This is a genomic window from Nocardia sp. NPDC023852 (assembly GCF_040639505.1).
Classification (GTDB): domain Bacteria; phylum Actinomycetota; class Actinomycetes; order Mycobacteriales; family Mycobacteriaceae; genus Nocardia.
Map to the genome: position 1 here is coordinate 141,793 of NZ_JBFAAB010000012.1, position 16,393 is coordinate 158,185.

Here is a 16,393-nt window from a genome sequence, read left to right on the forward strand (position 1 = left end):
GCCCGAATCCTTCAGTGGCGTCGACATCTCGTACGGACCGCCTCGCAGTGTTTTCTTAGAGACGTGATCGCGTTGTTCGCCCCAGGACAGGGCTCCCAGACACCCGGCATGCTCGCGCCATGGCTCGACCTTCCAGGCGCGAATGATCGCCTGACCCTGTGGTCCAAGGCTTCCGGCCTCGACCTGGTTCGTCTCGGCACCACCGCGACGGCGGAGGAGATCACCGACACCGCCGTCACCCAGCCGCTGGTTGTCGCCGCCGCACTTCTCGCGTTCGCCGAAATTGCGCAGGATTCACTGCCGGCGGCTACCATCATCGCCGGACACTCGGTCGGTGAGCTCGCCGTCGCCGCCGTCGCCGGCGTCATCTCTGCCGACGACGCGGTCAAGTTGGCCGCTATCCGCGGAGCGGAGATGGCCAAGGCGTGCGCGCTGGAGCCGACCGGCATGTCCGCGGTGCTCGGCGGCGATGAGGCCGCCGTGCTCGAACGGCTCCTCGACCTCGACCTCGTCCCGGCCAACCGCAACGCGGTGGGCCAGATCGTGGCCGCCGGTCGGCTGGAGGCCCTCGCGGAGCTCGCCGCGAACCCACCGGAGAAGGCCAGGGTTCGCGCATTGCCTGTCGCGGGAGCGTTCCACACCACGTTTATGGCTCCGGCACAGGATGCTGTGACCGAAGCCATAGCAACGATCTCGCCGAACGAGCCGACCAGGACCCTGCTCTCGAACTTCGACGGCAAGCAGGTCGCGTCCGGACAGGATGCGATCGACAAGCTTGCCGCGCAGGTCACCCGGCCCGTCCGATGGGATCTGTGTATGGAGACCGTCCGGCAGGCCGGGGTATCGGCGGTGGCGGAATTGCCGCCGGCGGGCGCCCTCGTCGGCATCGCGAAAAGGGAGCTGAAGGGCACGCCGACGCTTGCTTTGAAGACCCCGGAAGACCTCCCCGCGTTGGCTGAGCTGACCACATCCGGCTAGCTTTCCTCGGCGACCGTGCATCCATATGCAAGGTCGTGACCGAGCGAGCGGTAACTATCGCCCGACTCGATCCGAAAAACCAAGTAAAGCCCTGCAAAGTAAACAAGAAGGGAGCCACGAAGTGGCCGCTCTGACCCAGGAACAAATCGTCGAGGAGCTCGGCAAGATCATCGAGGAGGTGACGGGTATCGAGCCGTCCGAGGTGACGATCGAGAAGTCCTTCGTCGATGACCTGGACATCGACTCGCTGTCCATGGTCGAGATTGCGGTTCAGACCGAGGACAAGTACGGCGTAAAGATCCCCGACGAGGATCTGGCCAGCCTGAAGACGGTCGGCGACGCCGTCGCCTACATCCAGAAGCTCGAGGCCGAGAACTCCGAGGCGGCCGCTGAGCTCAAGGCCAAGTTCGACAACGCCGAGTAGGGCCGAAACTGTGACCACTCCTTCCACCTTGAACGGGAACTTCCCCAACGTCGTCGTAACTAGCCTGGCGGCGACCACGTCGATCGCGGGTGACGTCGATGCGACGTGGAAGGGACTCCTCAACGGCGAGAGCGGCATCGACGTTCTCGAGGATTCCTTCATCGAGGAATACGACCTTCCGGTCCGCATCGGCGGCCACCTGAAGGTCCGGCCGGACACCCTGCTGACTCGTGTCGAGTGCCGGCGCATGGCGTACGTCGAGCAGCTCGCGACCGTGCTCGGTCGCGAGGTGTGGCGGAACGCGGGCAGCCCGGAAGTCGATCCGGAGCGGCTGGGTGTTGCCATCGGCACCGGGTTGGGTGGCGGCGACGCTCTCATCGACTCGGTCGACAAGCTGAAGAACGGTGGTTATCGCAAGATTTCGCCGTTGGCTGTCCAGATGGTCATGCCGAACGGCCCGTCGGCCGTTGTCGGTCTCGAACTGAAGGCCAGGGCAGGAGTGGTCACTCCGGTCTCGGCATGCTCGTCCGGCTCCGAAGCGATCGCCAATGCGTGGCGGATGATCGTTATGGGTGACGCGGACATCGTCGTCACAGGTGGCGTCGAAGGCTTCATCGACGCGGTGCCGATCGCGGCGTTCACCATGATGCGCGCCATGAGCACCCGCAACGACGACCCGAAGGGTGCCTCGCGCCCGTTCGACAAGGATCGCGACGGCTTCGTCTTCGGTGAGGCCGGTGCCCTCATGGTCATCGAGACCGAGGAGCACGCCAAGGCACGCGGTGCCACGATTCACGCGCGCGTGCTCGGTGCGGGCATCACCTCCGATGGCTTCCACCTGGTCGCGCCCGACCCCACGGGCGACGGCGCGGCGCGGGCGATGACCAGGGCGATGCAGACCGCTGGACTGACGAAGAAGGACATCACCCACATCAACGCCCACGCGACCGCGACGCCGATCGGCGACAGCGCCGAGGCGAACGCGATCAGTAAGGCCGTCGGCAGCCACGCCTCGGTCTACGCGCCCAAGTCGGCCCTGGGCCACTCGATCGGCGCCGTCGGCGCTCTCGAGTCGGTACTGACCGTGCTCAGCATCCGGGACGGCATTGTCCCGCCGACGCTGAACCTGGAAAGCCAGGATCCCGAGATCGACCTCGATGTGGTGAAGGGCGAGGCCCGGCGCCAGGAGATCGAGTACGCGATCAACAACTCGTTCGGATTCGGTGGGCACAATGTGGCGCTCGCCTTCGGTCGGGCATAGCCGCGCGATCGACTGCACAAGGGTCACGGCGGGGTCGGCCAATTGGCACGACCCCGCCGTGGTTCGACTTACGCAGCCGCAAGCAGCGGCGAACTCATCGAGGTGAGGAGAACACGCGATGACCATCATCGCTCCGTTTCAACAAGAGACTGCGACCGATCCGCGCGATCCGTTAGGTCGGCTCCAGCGCTTCTTCGATCCCGGCACCCTTCTTCCGCTGCACCCGCGTGACAAGTCCGGCGTGCTCGCTGCCATCGGAGAGGTGGACGGTGTCCGAACCGTGGCCTACTGCTCCGACGCCACCGTCATGGGCGGCGCGATGGGCGTGGCGGGTTGCAAGCACATCGTCGACGCCATCGACACCGCCATCGACTCCGGTGTCCCGGTGGTCGGGCTGTGGCACTCCGGCGGCGCTCGTCTCGCCGAGGGTGTCGAGGCCCTGCACGCGGTCGGCCTGGTCTTCGAGGCCATGGTCCGCGCGTCCGGCCTGGTTCCGCAGATCTCCGTGGTGCTCGGATTCGCCGCGGGTGGCGCCGCCTACGGTCCCGCGCTGACCGACATCGTGATCATGGCGCCGGAAGGCCGCATCTTCGTGACCGGTCCGGACGTGGTGCGCAGTGTGACCGGCGAGCAGGTCGACATGGCCACCCTCGGCGGCCCGGAGACGCACGGCAAGAAGTCCGGCGTCACCCACATCGTCGCCGACGACGAGGCCGACGCGATGCACCGGGCGCGCCGCTTGGTGTCCATGTTCGCCGAGCAGGGCGAGTTCGACCTGGCCGCGGCCGAGCACGGCGACGTCGACCTGAAGGCGATGCTGCCGGAGTCGGCAAAGCGCGCCTACGACGTGAAGCCGATCATCCACGAACTGCTCGACAACGTCGACGGTGAGTCGACGTTCGAGGAGCTGCAGGGCCGCTACGCGCGCAGCATCGTCACCGGCATCGGCCGCCTCGGCGGTCGCACCGTCGGCGTGCTGGCCAACAATCCGATCCGGCTCGGTGGTTGCCTGAACTCCGAAAGCGCCGAGAAGGCCGCGCGTTTCGTGCGGCTGTGTGACGCCTTCGGCATTCCGCTGGTCGTCGTCACCGACGTACCGGGCTACCTCCCTGGCGTCGGCCAGGAGTGGGAAGGCGTCGTGCGTCGCGGTGCGAAGCTGCTGCACGCGTTCGCTGAGGCGCGCGTTCCGCGGGTCACGCTGGTCACCCGCAAGATCTATGGTGGCGCCTACATCGCGATGAACGCCCGCTCGCTGGGCGCGACCGCGGTCTACGCGTGGCCGGGCTCCGAGGTGGCCGTGATGGGCGCCAAGGCCGCGGTCGGCATTCTGCACAAGAAGGCCCTAGCGGCCGCGCCGGAGGAAGAGCGCGAAGCGCTGCACGAGCGGCTGACCGCCGAGCACGAGCGCATCGCGGGTGGCGTCGAGCGTGCCGTCGCGATCGGCGTCGTGGACCAGGTCATCGACCCGGCCAAGACGCGCAGCGTCATCGCCGCTGCCCTGGCGGCAGCGCCGTCCCGTGCGAGCAACCACAAGAACATCCCGCTCTGACCCACCGGCACCCAGTGGGCCCCGGAGACATCCGGGGCCCACTGTGCGTTTTCTACCGGACTTCGCACGGCGGCTCAGTTCCTCGCAGATGTTGCATGCGTGCAGACGTAAGCGGTTGCGTGAAGTCGGGATATATCGATGGGGTAGCGGAGGCGCAACACGGGGGTAACCGGGGCGATACAGGGGATTCGTAGGGTTCGTCGCGTGGCTGTGATGATTGAATCCTCGGGGGAAGTGGGCGACGAGGTGGCGTCGCGGGCGCCGTGGTACCGGTCGCTGTTCGTGCAGTTACTGGTCGCCATCGTGGCGGGCATCGTGCTCGGGGCGCTCTGGCCGGATTTCGGCGCTGATCTCAAACCGCTGGCCGACGGATTCGTCAAGCTGATCAAGATGGTGATCGCGCCGATCATCTTCTGCACGGTGGTGCTCGGCATCGCGCATGTCGGCGACATGAAATCGGTGGGGCGGATCGGCGTGAAGGCGCTGATCTACTTCGAGGTCATCACCACCTTCGCGCTGCTGTTCGGGCTGCTGGTCGGCAACCTGGTCAAGCCGGGTGCCGGGTTCGACATCGACCCGCAGACTCTGGCCACCGGCGCGGACAAGATCGCGCAGAAGACCGGCAGCGGCGAGCTGCCGCATACCGTCGAGTTCCTGCTGAACATTATTCCGGCGTCGGTGGTTTCCGCGTTCGCGGAAAACATGCTGCTGCAGGTGCTGTTCTTCGCGGTGCTGTTCGGGCTGGCCCTCGCCAAGTTCGGTGAGCACGGCCCGCCGGTGATTCTGGAGGCGGTCGACCACATCGGGCGGATCTTCTTCACCATCATCGGATGGATCATGCGGTTGGCGCCGCTGGGCGCGTTCGGCGCGATGGCTTACATCGTCGGCCAGTACGGTCTGTCCTCGCTCGGCAGCTACGGCAAGCTCATCGCCTGCTGTTACGGCGCTGCGCTGCTGTTCCTGCTAGTCCTCGCGGTGGTGGCGCGGGTGTTCGCCGGAGTAAACCTGTGGAAGTTCGTGCGGTACATCAAGGACGAGTTGTTTCTGGCGCTCGGCACCGCCTCCACCGAAGTGGTTCTGCCACGGATCATGATGAAGCTGACCGGAGCGGGGTGCTCCCGGGCGACGACCGGCCTGGTGATACCGACCGGGTACTCGTTCAACCTCGACGGTGCGACGCTGTATCTGTCTATCTGCGTGCTGTTTCTGGCGCAGGCGCTCGGTGTCGACCTGAGCCTGGGGGAGCAGATCACCGCGGTGGGGGTGTTGATGCTGACCTCGAAGGGGATGGCGGGTGTGCCCGGTTCGTCGTTCCTGGCGCTGTCGGCCACGATCAGCGCCATCGGGCACGGCGCCATCCCGGTGGCGGCGGTGGCGCTGCTGCTCGGCGCCGACCGCATCATGGACTCGATGCGGGTCACGGTGAATCTGCTCGGCAACTGTGTCGCGACCGTTGTGGTCGCGGCATGGGAAGGTCAGCTGGACATCGCGCGGATGCGCGCAGTCCTCGACGGCGAGATTGTGGCACCGCAGCCGGAGGAGGATCCGATGGTGGCGTACACCCGAGATGAGCCTGCGGGATCATGAGGTTTCCCAAGCGCGGGGAGGGCGCCGGAGAGGTGGCGCCGGAGTCTAGCCCAGGCCTGCCCGACGCCTCTGGGTAGCGGCGTGAGCGAAAACAGGACGCTAGATCAACGGGCGCCGCGGCAGAAGACCAGACGCCTGCGTCGAAGGTCTCGATCCGGACCAGTGCGACGAGCCGCTGCCGGTCAGGACCGGGTTGTTCGCGTTGTCGCGATCGCAGCGCCTGGACGGGGCAGAATCCGGGTATGGCTTCCGAGACGCGGGACCGAAAGCGGCACGGCAGGCATTACACGCCGCCCGCGCTGGCGCGGTTCCTTGCGGGCAGGCTGCTGCGGCATGCCGTGCCGTCGGGATCCGGGGTCCTGCGCGTCCTCGATCCGGCTTGCGGTGACGGCGAGCTGCTGTTCGCGGTGTACGCGGAGGTCGCGGCACGGCTTCCCGGCGCCCGGCTTGTCCTGACCGGCTACGACCTCGACGGCGACGCACTGACGGTGGCACGTGAACGGGCTGGTGCAGCAGGGATTGTCGTGGACTGGCAGGTGGCCGACTTCCTCGCGGTCGAGGCGGACCTCGCGGACGGCTCGTTCGACGCGGTGATCACCAACCCCCCGTACGTGCGGACCCAGCAGTTGGGCGGATCGACGGCACAGCTGCTGAGCAAGCGTTTCGGGTTGCGCGGACGGATCGATCTGACGCATCCGTTCGTCGCGACACTGCCACGGCTGCTGCCTACCGGAGGCATGCTCGGCCTGTTGTGCGCCAATAGATTCCTGACCACTAAGGCGGGTGCGAACATTCGGCGGCTGCTGGTGAGCGAGCTGGCACCGGTCGAACTGTACGACCTGGGCGATACGAAACTCTTCGCGGCGGCTGTGCTACCCGCGATCACCATCGCGCGTCGCGACAGCTGCCGTGACAGCTGCCGGTACGTTTCCGCCTACCAGGTGAGCTCTGGCGAAATACCCGATGGAAAAGACCTTTTCGATGCGCTGACAGCGGATCATCGCTCGCTCGTCCAGCACAACGGGCGCACCTTCGCCGTCGAGGTGGGCAGGTTGGTGACCGTGCGGCATCCACCGGACAGGTTGACGCGGCGTTTCGGATCGGAGCAGGCTCTTACCGACGAGAGGTTCACGGCGAGTGAACGTTCGGATACCGCGCCGGTTGGGTTTCCGGCGTCTCCCGAGCGCTCGGACAGGGATGGTTCGCGGGCTCGGCGAGAGGAAACACGCGGGAAGACCGCGTCCCGTGGGGCGCGCGCGCCCGACGCCGCGTGGCGGATGTCGCACGACGCGGTCGACATCTGGCTGGCGAAGGTCGGCAACGCCACCTGGCGCAGCTTCGGTGATGTCGCGCGCATCCGGGTCGGCATCAAGACCACCGCGGACCGCGTTTTCATCTCCGACCGCTGGGCCGAAGCCGACCCCTGCCCCGAGCCCGAGCTCCTGCTCGCCCTGATCACCCACCATGATCTCGGCCCGTGGCTGGCCACCCGCCATCGCGACATCCGCGTGCTATATCCCTACGATCTGACGCGTTCACGCCGCGCCCCCGTGGATCTCGACGACTTCCCGGACGCCGCGGCGTATCTGCTGGCCAACAAGAAGACGCTCGCCGCTCGCCACTATGTCACCGCGAGTGGGCGGGCCTGGTTCGAGATCTGGGTTCCGCAGCGCCCGCACCTGTGGCGCGAGCCGAAGCTCGTCTTCCCGGACATCAGCGATCGTCCGCGTTTCGCGCTGGACCGCTCGGGCGCGGTGGTCAACGGCGACTGCTACTGGATCTCGCTGCCCGACCTGGCCTGCGCTGACGCCGAGGCGGTGAGGCTGGCATATCTGCTGATGGGCGTAGCCAATTCGGCGCTCGGACTACGGTTCTACGACGCGGTCTGCGGCAACCGTCTGTACTCCGGCAGGCGGCGCTGGATCACCCAGTACGTGTCGCGGCTTCCGCTGCCCGACCCGGCCACGGCCCGGTCCGCGGACGTCGTCGATCTGGTCAGCGAGTTGGTCGAAGGCCGTGCGCCCGACGCCGCGGCCCAGATCGAGTTGGACGAGCGCGTGGCGGCGGCGTTCGGTCTGCGGCTAGGCGCTGACCCCGACTCCGACCATCGGCAGCAGGGTGCGGCGAGCGAACTCGCGCGCGGCATCCTGGTCGGTCACCGGAATGAGGCCGTCGGGGGTGAGCGCGAGCGAGAGAGCCAGCCGGGCCATGATCTCGGCGACCAGGTCGGCATCGAAGTCGTGCGTGCCGCCGGCAGCCCGTAATTCGCGCAGCTTCTCGGCCAGATAGCCGCGGCCGACGGCGAGGATCGGTCCCGCGTCGGTGGTGAGCCGGGGCAGGATCAGGTCGGGTTCGGTCCGTAGCAGTCGGCGCAGCAACTCGTTGCCCGCGATGGCGCCGATGAAGGCGACGAAGATTTCCACAAGCTGATCGTCGGTGCCGGAAACGGTGTGCACCTGCCGGTCGATAGCGGCGACGAAGCGCTGCGCTTCCCGCACACTAACCGCCTCGACGAGGTCGTTCTTCGACTCGAAGCGCCGGTACAGGGTGGCCGGGCTGATGCCCGCGCGGCGCGCGATCTCGCCCATGCTGGTCCGCTTGATGCCGAAGTCCAGGAACGCCGAGAGCGCGCTTTCCAGCAGCTTCTCGCCGTCGGCGACCGGTTTCTCCAGGATGCGCTGCAGCATGGGCGGAACGATAGGCATCGGATCTCCAGTGGTCTCGGCGCGGACGCCAGGCGGGTGGGCCGCGCGGAGCGGCACAGCGACGGTGCGGACGGGGACGTTCATTATTCCACCGGGATACCGCGGTGTGGTCGGGCATGTCCGACGGGAACCGAGTATCGGACGGTCTGGACTCCGGCGCGACGACAATGCCCTGCGCGCGAGACATTTCGCCTGCCGATCATTGTCGAGACCGCAGCGTCCGCGCTTGGACGGTAGCTGACAACCGGTGCGAATGCGGGCTGCCCTGGTGGCGCTGGATCAGCACACCACTGTCGGATCTGTCACGGTCGTCGTGACACGCGTCGACCGTGGCGTTCGAGTTACTGACGCGGTAGATTCAGCTCGGCCATTTCCTGCTCGATCGCGTTCGCGGCGAAATCGACACCGGTCGAACGTAATTCATGAATCCGGCGCTGGAGTGCCTCGACTCCGCCGGGTTGGGCCGCGATGTCGGCCACGCTGATCCGCCTCTTGGGCCGGTGCGCGCCCGACTGCACGTACGACACCGTGATACCTCCTGCCTGCACCCTCACCCAGCGACCCGGGTTGGTTCAGCACTGCGCTACGAGCCGCACGACAACCGTTCCGGCAGGAGACCCCGGGTCACCGGGCACGCTGGCTGAATGTTATCAGCGCTTCCGGCGGCGCCTTCGATAAATGTGGCCTGTCTCATATCTCATTTGCTGTGCGATGACGGGCTGTGTTGTGTAAATAGACGGTCGCATTCAGGCGAATGCGATCTTGCTCCGACTGGCCCAGTTCTCGGCGGACCTTACCGGGCACGCCGGCCACCAGTGAGCCCGGCGGAATCCGCGCGCCCTCCGGGATCAGCGCGTTCGCCGCGATCAGACTGCCCGCCCCGACGACGGCGCCGTTGAGGATCGTGGCGCCCATGCCGACCAGGACGTCGTCGCCGATTCTGCACCCGTGCAGGATCGCGTTGTGCCCCACCGAGACTCCGGTACCGACGGTGAGCGGGAAGCCTGGGTCGGCGTGCAGGACGCAGCCGTCCTGGATATTGCTGCGGGCGCCGACCTCGATCGCCTCCAGGTCGCCCCGGAGCACCGCGCCATACCAGACGCTCACCTCGGCCGCGAGCAGGACGCGGCCGATCACTGTGGCGTTCGGCGCGATCCACGCGCTCTCCTCGATTTCCGGCGCATACTCGCCGACCTGAATCCGCATGTTCACGAACCTATCCGCGACCCCTGGAAGCTGGCGCGGTGGGCGGCCGGGCTGGTTCCGAGAATGCGGTGGAAGTGGTGGCGCAGGCTCACCGCCGTCCCGAATCCGGTTTCGGTGGCGATGCGTTCGACGGTGTCGCCGGTGGATTCGAGCAGCAGCCGCGCGCGGTCGGCGCGCTGCAGCAGCAGCCACTGCTGTGGACTGCTTCCGGTGCGGTCGCGGAAGCGGCGGGTGAAGGTCCGTCGCGACATGAGCGCGACCCGTGCCCAGCCATCCAGATCGATCGGGTCGCCGAGGTGTGTTCGCGCCCAGACCATCGCGCGTTCGATCGGGTCGTCCTCGGCGGCGTCGGGCACCGCCACCGGAATGTACTGCGCCTGTGAGCCGCTGCGGTGCGGGGCGGTGACCATCGCTCTGGCGAGTTCGGTGGCCTCGCGGCTACCGAGGTCCCCGCGCACCAAGTGCAGGCAGCAGTCGAGGGCCGCGGCAACGCCCGCGGATGTCACGATGTCTCCGAGGTCCGACCACAGCGTGTCGGCGCGGACCCGGACCGCAGGGTAGGCGCGGGCAAGTTGGGCGGCCGCGGCCCAGTGCGTGGTTACTTCGCGCCCGTCGGCCAATCCACTGGCCGCCACTGCCCACGAGCCGAGGCAGAGGCCGACGATCCTGGCGCCGCGCGCGTGTGCGTCGTGCAGGGCCGTCCGCAGGTCCTCCGACAGTGGCATGTCACGCTCCCAGCTCGGGATCACTACCGTGTCGGCGTGGACCAGGGTCTCGAGTCCGTGCCGGACGTCGATATCGAAACCGGCCGGGGTGCAAAGGCTTCCGGGTTGTTCGGCGCAGACGTCCACGCGATACGGTGCCGGACCGCCGACCCCTACCCGGCCGAAGACGAGAGTCGGGACGGACAGGTGGAACGGGCTGATCCCGTCGAACGCGACGACGGCCACGGTACGCATGGCCCGATTTTAGCGCTAGTGGGCTGGTGGGCCACTGTTGACGTTGCCACGGCCAGAACAAAATCGACGTTATGAGTGACACGATCGAATGCGCCACCCTCGAAGTTCTGCACGTCGGCGGACCGACCCTCCGGTTCCGCTACGCGGGCCGCACCTGGCTGACCGACCCCACCTTCGACGAGCCTGGCGACTACCCGGGCCCCGTCACGCTGCACAAACTCGCCGGTCCCGCGGTACTGCCGCGGCAGGTCGGCTCGGTGGACATCGTGTTGCTCTCGCACGACGAGCACGCCGACAACCTGGATAACTCCGGTCGCACCTTTCTCACCACGGTGCCGATCGTGCTGTCCACGCCTGGCGCGGCGACCCGGATCCAAGGGGTGCGCGGACTGGAGAACTGGGAGACCGTGACGGTGGACGGGGTCCGCGTGACCGGCGTGCCCGCGCTGCACGGCCCCGAGGGGTGCGAGCCGTTCAGCGGGATCGTCACCGGTTTCGTCCTGCAAGCCGACGGGGAGCCCACGGTATATGTCTCGGGTGACAACGCTTCCGTCGATGTGGTGGCGCGGATCGTCGAGCGAATCGGCCGGATCGACATCGCAGTTCTCAACGTGGGCGCCGCCAATGTCGGCCGGTTCGGAGACTCCGACGCCACCCTGAACGCCCGCACCGCCCTGCTGGCCGCCGAACTGCTCGGCGACGCCCTGATCATCCCGGTACACGGTGAAGGCTGGGCGCACTTCAGCGAGACGCTCGACCACCTCGCCCGCGTCTTCCGTTACGCGGACCGCGCTGACCAGCTGCACATCCCGCCCTTGGGGAAGGAGGCCATCCTCGGCCGGTAGTGGCACGCCGTACACAGTCTGCTCGTTCAGGTGGGCAACGTGCCGAGAAAGTGACGCGACGGAGATGGTCGGATGCTCTTCGTGCGCGATCGGCGCGTCGGTCGTGGCGCCTGCTCGGTGACGGGGCCACGATGGCGGTATGCGGATCGGAGTCCCACAAGAGGTCAAGGAGCAAGAGTTCCGGGTAGCCCTGACCCCGGCGGGCGCCGGGGAACTGGCCGGGTACGGGCACGAGGTAGTGGTGCAGGCAGGCGCGGGCACCGGATCGGGCTTCCGCGACGCCGACTACGCCGCGGCGGGAGCACGGCTGGTATCGGGCGCCGACCAGGTCTGGTGGGAAGCCGATCTGGTGTTGAAGGTGAAGGAGCCGATCGCCGAGGAGTACCCGCGCATGCGGCGCGGCCAAGTGCTGTTCACCTTCCTGCACTTGGCCGCCTCGCGCGAGTGCACCGACGCCGTCCTGCGCTCGGGGATCACGGCCATCGCCTACGAAACGGTGCGGGCCTCCGACGGTTCGCTGCCGCTGCTCGCCCCGATGAGCGAGATCGCGGGCAAGCTCGGCGCCCAAATCGGCGCGTATCACCTGATGGCCCCGCTCGGTGGCGCGGGACTGCTGCTCGGCGGCGTCCCCGGGGTGCGTCCGGCCGAGGTGGTCGTGCTCGGCGGTGGCGTCGCGGGGTCGAACGCGGCCGCCGTCGCCGTGGGCATGGGCGCTCACGTCAGCGTCCTCGACACCAACCTGCGCCGACTCCGTGAACTCGACGCTCGGTTCGCCGGACGGGTCACCACCGTCGCGTCGAACACGGCGGAGATCCGGCGCGCGGTAGTGTCCGCCGACCTCGTCATCGGCTCGGTGCTGGTCCCGGGCGCCCGGGCGCCGAAACTGGTCTCCGACGAACTCGTCGCGGGCATGCGTCCAGGCTCGGTGCTCGTCGACATCGCTATCGACCAGGGTGGTTGCTTCGCCGCCTCGCACCCGACGACACACGCGGAGCCCACCTTCCGCGTGGCGGATTCGCTGTTCTACTGCGTCGCGAATATGCCGGGGGCCGTCCCGCACACCTCGACGGTCGCGCTCACCAACGCCACGTTGCCGTACGTCCGCGCGATCGCCGAGCTCGGCTGGGAGGCCGGCTGCTCCGCACATCCCGACCTGGCCCACGGCCTCACCGCGCACGCGGGCGGGCTGGTGTCGGTCGAAGTCGCCGCCGCACATGGGTATACGGCGCCGCGGCCGGTGGGCATCGCGGGCTGACCTCGCGATCTCGCCGGACGAGCGGGTGTCGATCGCGTGCGGTTACGCCTTGTCCGTTCGGCCCTCGCCCAGGTACCAGTCGGGCTGGCCGCTGGTGGGCAGGTCGTGGAGCTTGTCGGGGTTGCGGACCACGTCGATCGCGACGATGCGGCCGTCGTCGACGGTGAAGGAGAAGACACCGGTGTGCGTGCCGTCGAAGACCACGAGACCCGGCCGGCCGTTGACCAGTACCGCGCGGCCCCAGGCGCCCGCCGCGGACGGGGCGTGGTACCAACCGAGCAGTAGCTTGGCCACCAGTTCGGCGCCGTGCACGGGCTGCCGGATCGCGGGCACCTTGCCGCCGCCGTCGGCGGTGAGGCTGACGTCGGTGTCGAGTACCCCGAGCAGGGCACTCAAGTCGCCGGAACGCCAGGCCAGCGCGAAGGCCGACACCACCTTGTTCTGCTCGTCGGGCGACGCGGGGAAGCGCGGGGTGCCGTCCTCGACGTGCTTGCGGGCACGGGAGGCGAGCTGGCGGACAGCGGCCGGGGTGCGGCCGACCACCTCGGCGACTTCGGGGCCGCTCATACCGAACACGTCCTGCAGTACGAAGGCCGTGCGTTCGGCAGGCGACAGTGACTCGAGGACCACAAGCAGGGCCGTGGTGACCCGCTCATCCTGGGTGATCCGGTCGGCCGGGTCGTCCCAGCTCGTCACCTCGGGTTCGGGCAGCCATTCGCCCACGTACTGTTCCCGGCGCATGCGGGCCGAGCCCAGGTGGTCGAGTGCCAGCCGTCCGGTCACCGTGGACAGCCACGCGCGCAGGTTGTCGATCTCGCCCGCGGTTCCCGCCGCGTGTTGGCGCTGCAACCGCAGCCACGCCTCCTGCACCACGTCGTCGGCGTCGGTGAGGCTGCCCAGCGTGCTGTAGGCGAGCCTGCGCAGATACGGCCGGTGTTCCTCGAACCGCCGGGCCAGTTCGGCTTGGTCGAGGGGCTCCGGAGTGGAGGACTGTTCGGAAGTCACTTGCTGTTCGCCGTTCGGTCGTTCGCCCCCCACAGGGCGAGTGTATGAATGCCTCACCAGGTCGACGACGTGGGGGCCCGGTGTGTGACACGTCCGCGCGGCGGTGATATCCCGGCCATGTGCTCGGACCGTCGGGCCACCCGATAACCTCGCCGGGTGCAAAAGGGGACCTCCCACGCGGTCGGGCTGATGGTCGGATTCGCGCTCGACCGGGTGTTCGGCGATCCCCGGCGACGGCATCCAGTGGCAGGGTTCGGTGTGGCGGCCGCGGCGCTGGAGTCGGTCACCTACGCCGACCGGCGGGCGGCGGGGCTGGTGCACGAGGTGCTCGCGGTGGGAGCGATCGTCGGGCTCGGCGTCGCGGCGCGTCGGGGCGGGATGCCCACGACTGCGCTCGCGACCTGGACGGTTCTCGGTGGTCGCAGCCTGGCGCGCGCCGGTCACGCGATGGCCGATCGGCTGGAGTCCGGCGATCTGGACGGCGCTCGCGCGCTGTTGCCGTCGCTGTGCGGCCGCGACCCCGACATGCTCGACGCGGACGGGCTCGCGCGCGCCGCCCTGGAGTCCATCGCCGAGAACACTGCCGACGCGGCCGTCGCACCATTGGCCTGGGGCGCTGTGGCGGGTGTACCCGGTCTACTCGGGTATCGCGCGGTCAACACGCTCGACGCGATGATCGGCTACCGCAATGAGCGCTACCTTCGTTTCGGCTGGGCCGCGGCCCGCACAGACGACGTGGCCAATCTGATTCCGGCCCGCCTCACGGGCCTGCTCACGGCCGCGCTGGCCCCGCTTGTCGACGGCCGCCCCGCCGCGGCCCTGCGCGCCTGGCGCCGCGACGCCGCCGGGCACCCCAGCCCCAACGCGGGTGTGGTCGAGGCGTCGATGGCGGGCGCGCTCGGTATCCGGTTGGGTGGTCGCACGCATTATCCGCATGGCGTCGAACAGCGCCCGCTCCTCGGAGACGGCCCCGCCCCCACCGTGCACGATCTGCGCCGCGCGGTGCGGCTCTCCGAAGCCGTGCAGTGCGCCGCCGCTCTCCTCGCCGCCGCTATCGCCGCCATCAAGCGCTGAGCCGCGTCGCGCGAGTCCAGACGTCTATGTGTCTCGGCTGGGCCGGCGGCATCAGCACTTGTCTTTCGCACCTCGAGTCGAACCGCGTCTGACCGCGTGGCTGAGCAGACGTCGCAGTAGGTGATCAGCTGCGTCCGCGGCCGTAGCGGTCGGCCAGGCGCGCCTCGGTGGTCGGTGCGGCGGGTTCGGTCGGCGTCGCCGGGGTTGCGTCGACGGGAGTCGTTGCGGCGTGAGTTGTTGCGCCGGCGCCCTTTTCCTTCCGCCGCTCCCGGAGCTCGGCGTACACGAAGTAGCCGAGCCCCAGCGGCGCCATGATGCCGAAAGCCAACCATTGCAGGCCGTAGGACAGATAGGGGCCCGCGTCGAGCTGTGGGAGTGGGGTGGGGGTGAACACGCCCGGCTGGTTCTCGCTCAGCTGCAGGTAGCCGCCACGTTCGCCGGTCGGGATGGCAGTGACGGGCTGTCCGAGGACCGTCGACTCCTGGGTGGTATCGATGGAGTACACCTGGCGGTAGCCGTCCTGGACGCTCGGATCCTTGCCGGATGCCACACCCTCGGACATGCGGACCCGCGCTTCGATGCGTTGCGGCCCGGTGGGCGGTTCGGGGATCCGCGGTGGGCGGGATCCGTCCACCGCGGCGACGAGCCCGCGATCGACGAGCAACACGCGCCCGTCGTCCAGCCGGAACGTCGCGAGCACCGCGTAACCGGGCGCACCGTCGAGGTGGCGCAGCCGCACCAGCACCGTGGAGTCGGGCAGGTATTTGCCCGAGGCGGTGACGCGGCGCCATTCGGTGTGTGAGTCGGCGGCCGGGTCGCCGAACACTGTGCTGACGTCCACCGGGTCGGCTCGCACCGAGTCGGCGATCAGCTGATTGCGATGCGAGGTGGCCGTGTTCTTGCCGAGCTGCCACGGCGCGAGCACGCTGAAGCACAGGTAGGCGAACGCGGCGACCAGCACCGCCAGGATCAGCCAGCTGGGGCGCAGCAGAAAGGTGAGCCTGCGCATCAGGGCCGTCCGTCGAGGAGGGGTCTCCGGTCGGACGGTTCAGCGGCTGTCCGCAGTTCGGCGCGCACCCAGTCGAGCAGGCCGGGGACGGCCGCCTCGATCTGGCCGCGGACGAGATCGAAGTCGTCGGCGCTGCCGTAGTAAGGGTCGGCAACGTCCGGATCGTCGGCGTTCGGGTCGAAGGTGCGCAGCAGCCGCAGCCGTTCCCGTGGTATGCCGAGGCGGGCCAGTTCCCGCTGGTGCGAGCTGTCCAGCGCGACCACCAGATCAGCGTCGCGATGCTCGGCGCCGAACGTGGCGGCGACATGGCCGGTCGGATAGCCGTACTTGCGCAGCGTCGCGTCGGTCCGCGGGTCGGCGTCGTCGCCGACATGCCAGGACCCGGTGCCCGCGCTGCTGACCCGCACGCGGTCGGCCAGCCCGGACCGGTACAAATGCACCGCGAAGATTTTTTCCGCCATCGGAGAACGGCAGATGTTGCCGGTACAGACGAACGACACGTGCAGCTGACCCACGACTGCCATTCTGGCCGGTCT

The 16,393-nt window shown here is 68.4% G+C and carries 15 protein-coding genes and 1 pseudogene; 9 read left to right on the forward strand and 7 right to left on the reverse strand.

The genetic code is table 11. The features are described from left to right. Positions 1-63 precede the first annotated feature (63 nt). The 6 genes and pseudogenes from AB0H00_RS18240 to AB0H00_RS18265 all read left to right on the forward strand — a co-directional run. On the forward strand, positions 64-978 hold the full coding sequence (locus AB0H00_RS18240; RefSeq protein WP_357267514.1) for an ACP S-malonyltransferase: 915 nt from the start codon (positions 64-66) through the stop codon (positions 976-978). 121 nt (positions 979-1,099) lie between these two features. Then, complete coding sequence (gene acpM, locus AB0H00_RS18245) at positions 1,100-1,402, forward strand: meromycolate extension acyl carrier protein AcpM (RefSeq protein WP_218475618.1); 303 nt, start codon at positions 1,100-1,102, stop codon at positions 1,400-1,402. Between the two features lie 10 nt (positions 1,403-1,412). Beyond that, positions 1,413-2,663 carry a KasA/KasB family beta-ketoacyl-ACP synthase gene (locus AB0H00_RS18250; RefSeq protein ID WP_357267518.1) on the forward strand — a complete coding sequence of 417 codons (1,251 nt, stop codon included), beginning with the start codon at positions 1,413-1,415 and terminating at the stop codon, positions 2,661-2,663. Between the two features lie 118 nt (positions 2,664-2,781). Continuing rightward, on the forward strand, positions 2,782-4,212 hold the full coding sequence (locus tag AB0H00_RS18255; RefSeq protein ID WP_357267521.1) for a carboxyl transferase domain-containing protein: 1,431 nt from the start codon (positions 2,782-2,784) through the stop codon (positions 4,210-4,212). Positions 4,213-4,425: 213 nt separating this feature from the next. Then, positions 4,426-5,799: a C4-dicarboxylate transporter DctA gene (gene dctA / locus AB0H00_RS18260; protein WP_357267603.1), complete on the forward strand. Its 1,374-nt coding sequence runs from the start codon at positions 4,426-4,428 to the stop codon at positions 5,797-5,799. A gap of 242 nt (positions 5,800-6,041) precedes the next feature. Next, positions 6,042-6,602 (forward strand): annotated as a pseudogene (locus tag AB0H00_RS18265) (methyltransferase domain-containing protein); the annotation flags it as partial. A gap of 1,278 nt (positions 6,603-7,880) precedes the next feature. Here AB0H00_RS18265 and AB0H00_RS18270 read toward each other — a convergent pair. The 4 genes from AB0H00_RS18270 to AB0H00_RS18285 all read right to left on the reverse strand — a co-directional run bounded on the left by AB0H00_RS18270 (position 7,881) and on the right by AB0H00_RS18285 (position 10,669). Next, a complete protein-coding gene (locus AB0H00_RS18270) occupies positions 7,881-8,588 on the reverse strand; it encodes a TetR/AcrR family transcriptional regulator (RefSeq protein ID WP_357267523.1) in 708 nt (235 codons plus the stop codon). Between the two features lie 257 nt (positions 8,589-8,845). Continuing rightward, entirely contained in the window at positions 8,846-9,031 is a 186-nt protein-coding gene (locus AB0H00_RS18275; protein ID WP_357267525.1) for a hypothetical protein, read from the reverse strand. Positions 9,032-9,194: 163 nt separating this feature from the next. Further along, on the reverse strand, positions 9,195-9,710 hold the full coding sequence (locus AB0H00_RS18280) for a gamma carbonic anhydrase family protein (RefSeq protein ID WP_357267527.1): 516 nt from the start codon (positions 9,708-9,710) through the stop codon (positions 9,195-9,197). Positions 9,711-9,712: 2 nt separating this feature from the next. Then, positions 9,713-10,669, reverse strand: coding sequence for a helix-turn-helix domain-containing protein (locus tag AB0H00_RS18285; protein ID WP_357267529.1), 957 nt, complete (start codon positions 10,667-10,669; stop codon positions 9,713-9,715). A 71-nt stretch (positions 10,670-10,740) separates the two neighbouring features. Between AB0H00_RS18285 and AB0H00_RS18290 the strand changes: the two genes are divergently transcribed. Both AB0H00_RS18290 and ald read left to right on the forward strand, forming a co-directional pair. Continuing rightward, entirely contained in the window at positions 10,741-11,514 is a 774-nt protein-coding gene (locus AB0H00_RS18290) for an MBL fold metallo-hydrolase (protein WP_357267530.1), read from the forward strand. A 139-nt stretch (positions 11,515-11,653) separates the two neighbouring features. Continuing rightward, positions 11,654-12,769 carry an alanine dehydrogenase gene (ald, locus tag AB0H00_RS18295; protein ID WP_357267532.1) on the forward strand — a complete coding sequence of 372 codons (1,116 nt, stop codon included), beginning with the start codon at positions 11,654-11,656 and terminating at the stop codon, positions 12,767-12,769. A gap of 42 nt (positions 12,770-12,811) precedes the next feature. Here the strand turns inward: ald and sigJ are convergent, their stop codons facing one another. Beyond that, a complete protein-coding gene (sigJ, locus tag AB0H00_RS18300) occupies positions 12,812-13,774 on the reverse strand; it encodes an RNA polymerase sigma factor SigJ (RefSeq protein WP_357267604.1) in 963 nt (320 codons plus the stop codon). 156 nt (positions 13,775-13,930) lie between these two features. Between sigJ and AB0H00_RS18305 the strand changes: the two genes are divergently transcribed. Next, entirely contained in the window at positions 13,931-14,848 is a 918-nt protein-coding gene (locus AB0H00_RS18305) for a cobalamin biosynthesis protein (protein WP_357267534.1), read from the forward strand. Positions 14,849-14,972: 124 nt separating this feature from the next. Here AB0H00_RS18305 and AB0H00_RS18310 read toward each other — a convergent pair whose 3' ends face one another. Both AB0H00_RS18310 and AB0H00_RS18315 read right to left on the reverse strand, forming a co-directional pair. Then, positions 14,973-15,857: an SURF1 family protein gene (locus AB0H00_RS18310; RefSeq protein ID WP_357267535.1), complete on the reverse strand. Its 885-nt coding sequence runs from the start codon at positions 15,855-15,857 to the stop codon at positions 14,973-14,975. Then, entirely contained in the window at positions 15,857-16,381 is a 525-nt protein-coding gene (locus tag AB0H00_RS18315) for a low molecular weight protein-tyrosine-phosphatase (protein ID WP_357267537.1), read from the reverse strand. The genes AB0H00_RS18310 and AB0H00_RS18315 overlap by 1 nt, the downstream gene beginning before the upstream one ends. Between the last annotated feature and the right edge of the window lie 12 nt (positions 16,382-16,393).

Excerpts from the sequence above, each read along its gene's own strand:
- AB0H00_RS18315 (WP_357267537.1), bottom strand. The coding sequence starts at position 16,381 with ATGGCAGTCGTGGGTCAGCTGCACGTGTCGTTCGTCTGTACCGGCAAC.
- AB0H00_RS18285 (WP_357267529.1), bottom strand. The coding sequence starts at position 10,669 with ATGCGTACCGTGGCCGTCGTCGCGTTCGACGGGATCAGCCCGTTCCAC.
- ald (WP_357267532.1), top strand. The coding sequence starts at position 11,654 with ATGCGGATCGGAGTCCCACAAGAGGTCAAGGAGCAAGAGTTCCGGGTA.
- AB0H00_RS18290 (WP_357267530.1), top strand. The coding sequence starts at position 10,741 with ATGAGTGACACGATCGAATGCGCCACCCTCGAAGTTCTGCACGTCGGC.
- AB0H00_RS18310 (WP_357267535.1), bottom strand. The coding sequence starts at position 15,857 with ATGCGCAGGCTCACCTTTCTGCTGCGCCCCAGCTGGCTGATCCTGGCG.
- AB0H00_RS18270 (WP_357267523.1), bottom strand. The coding sequence starts at position 8,588 with ATGAACGTCCCCGTCCGCACCGTCGCTGTGCCGCTCCGCGCGGCCCAC.
- dctA (WP_357267603.1), top strand. The coding sequence starts at position 4,426 with ATGATTGAATCCTCGGGGGAAGTGGGCGACGAGGTGGCGTCGCGGGCG.
- AB0H00_RS18255 (WP_357267521.1), top strand. The coding sequence starts at position 2,782 with ATGACCATCATCGCTCCGTTTCAACAAGAGACTGCGACCGATCCGCGC.
- AB0H00_RS18280 (WP_357267527.1), bottom strand. The coding sequence starts at position 9,710 with ATGCGGATTCAGGTCGGCGAGTATGCGCCGGAAATCGAGGAGAGCGCG.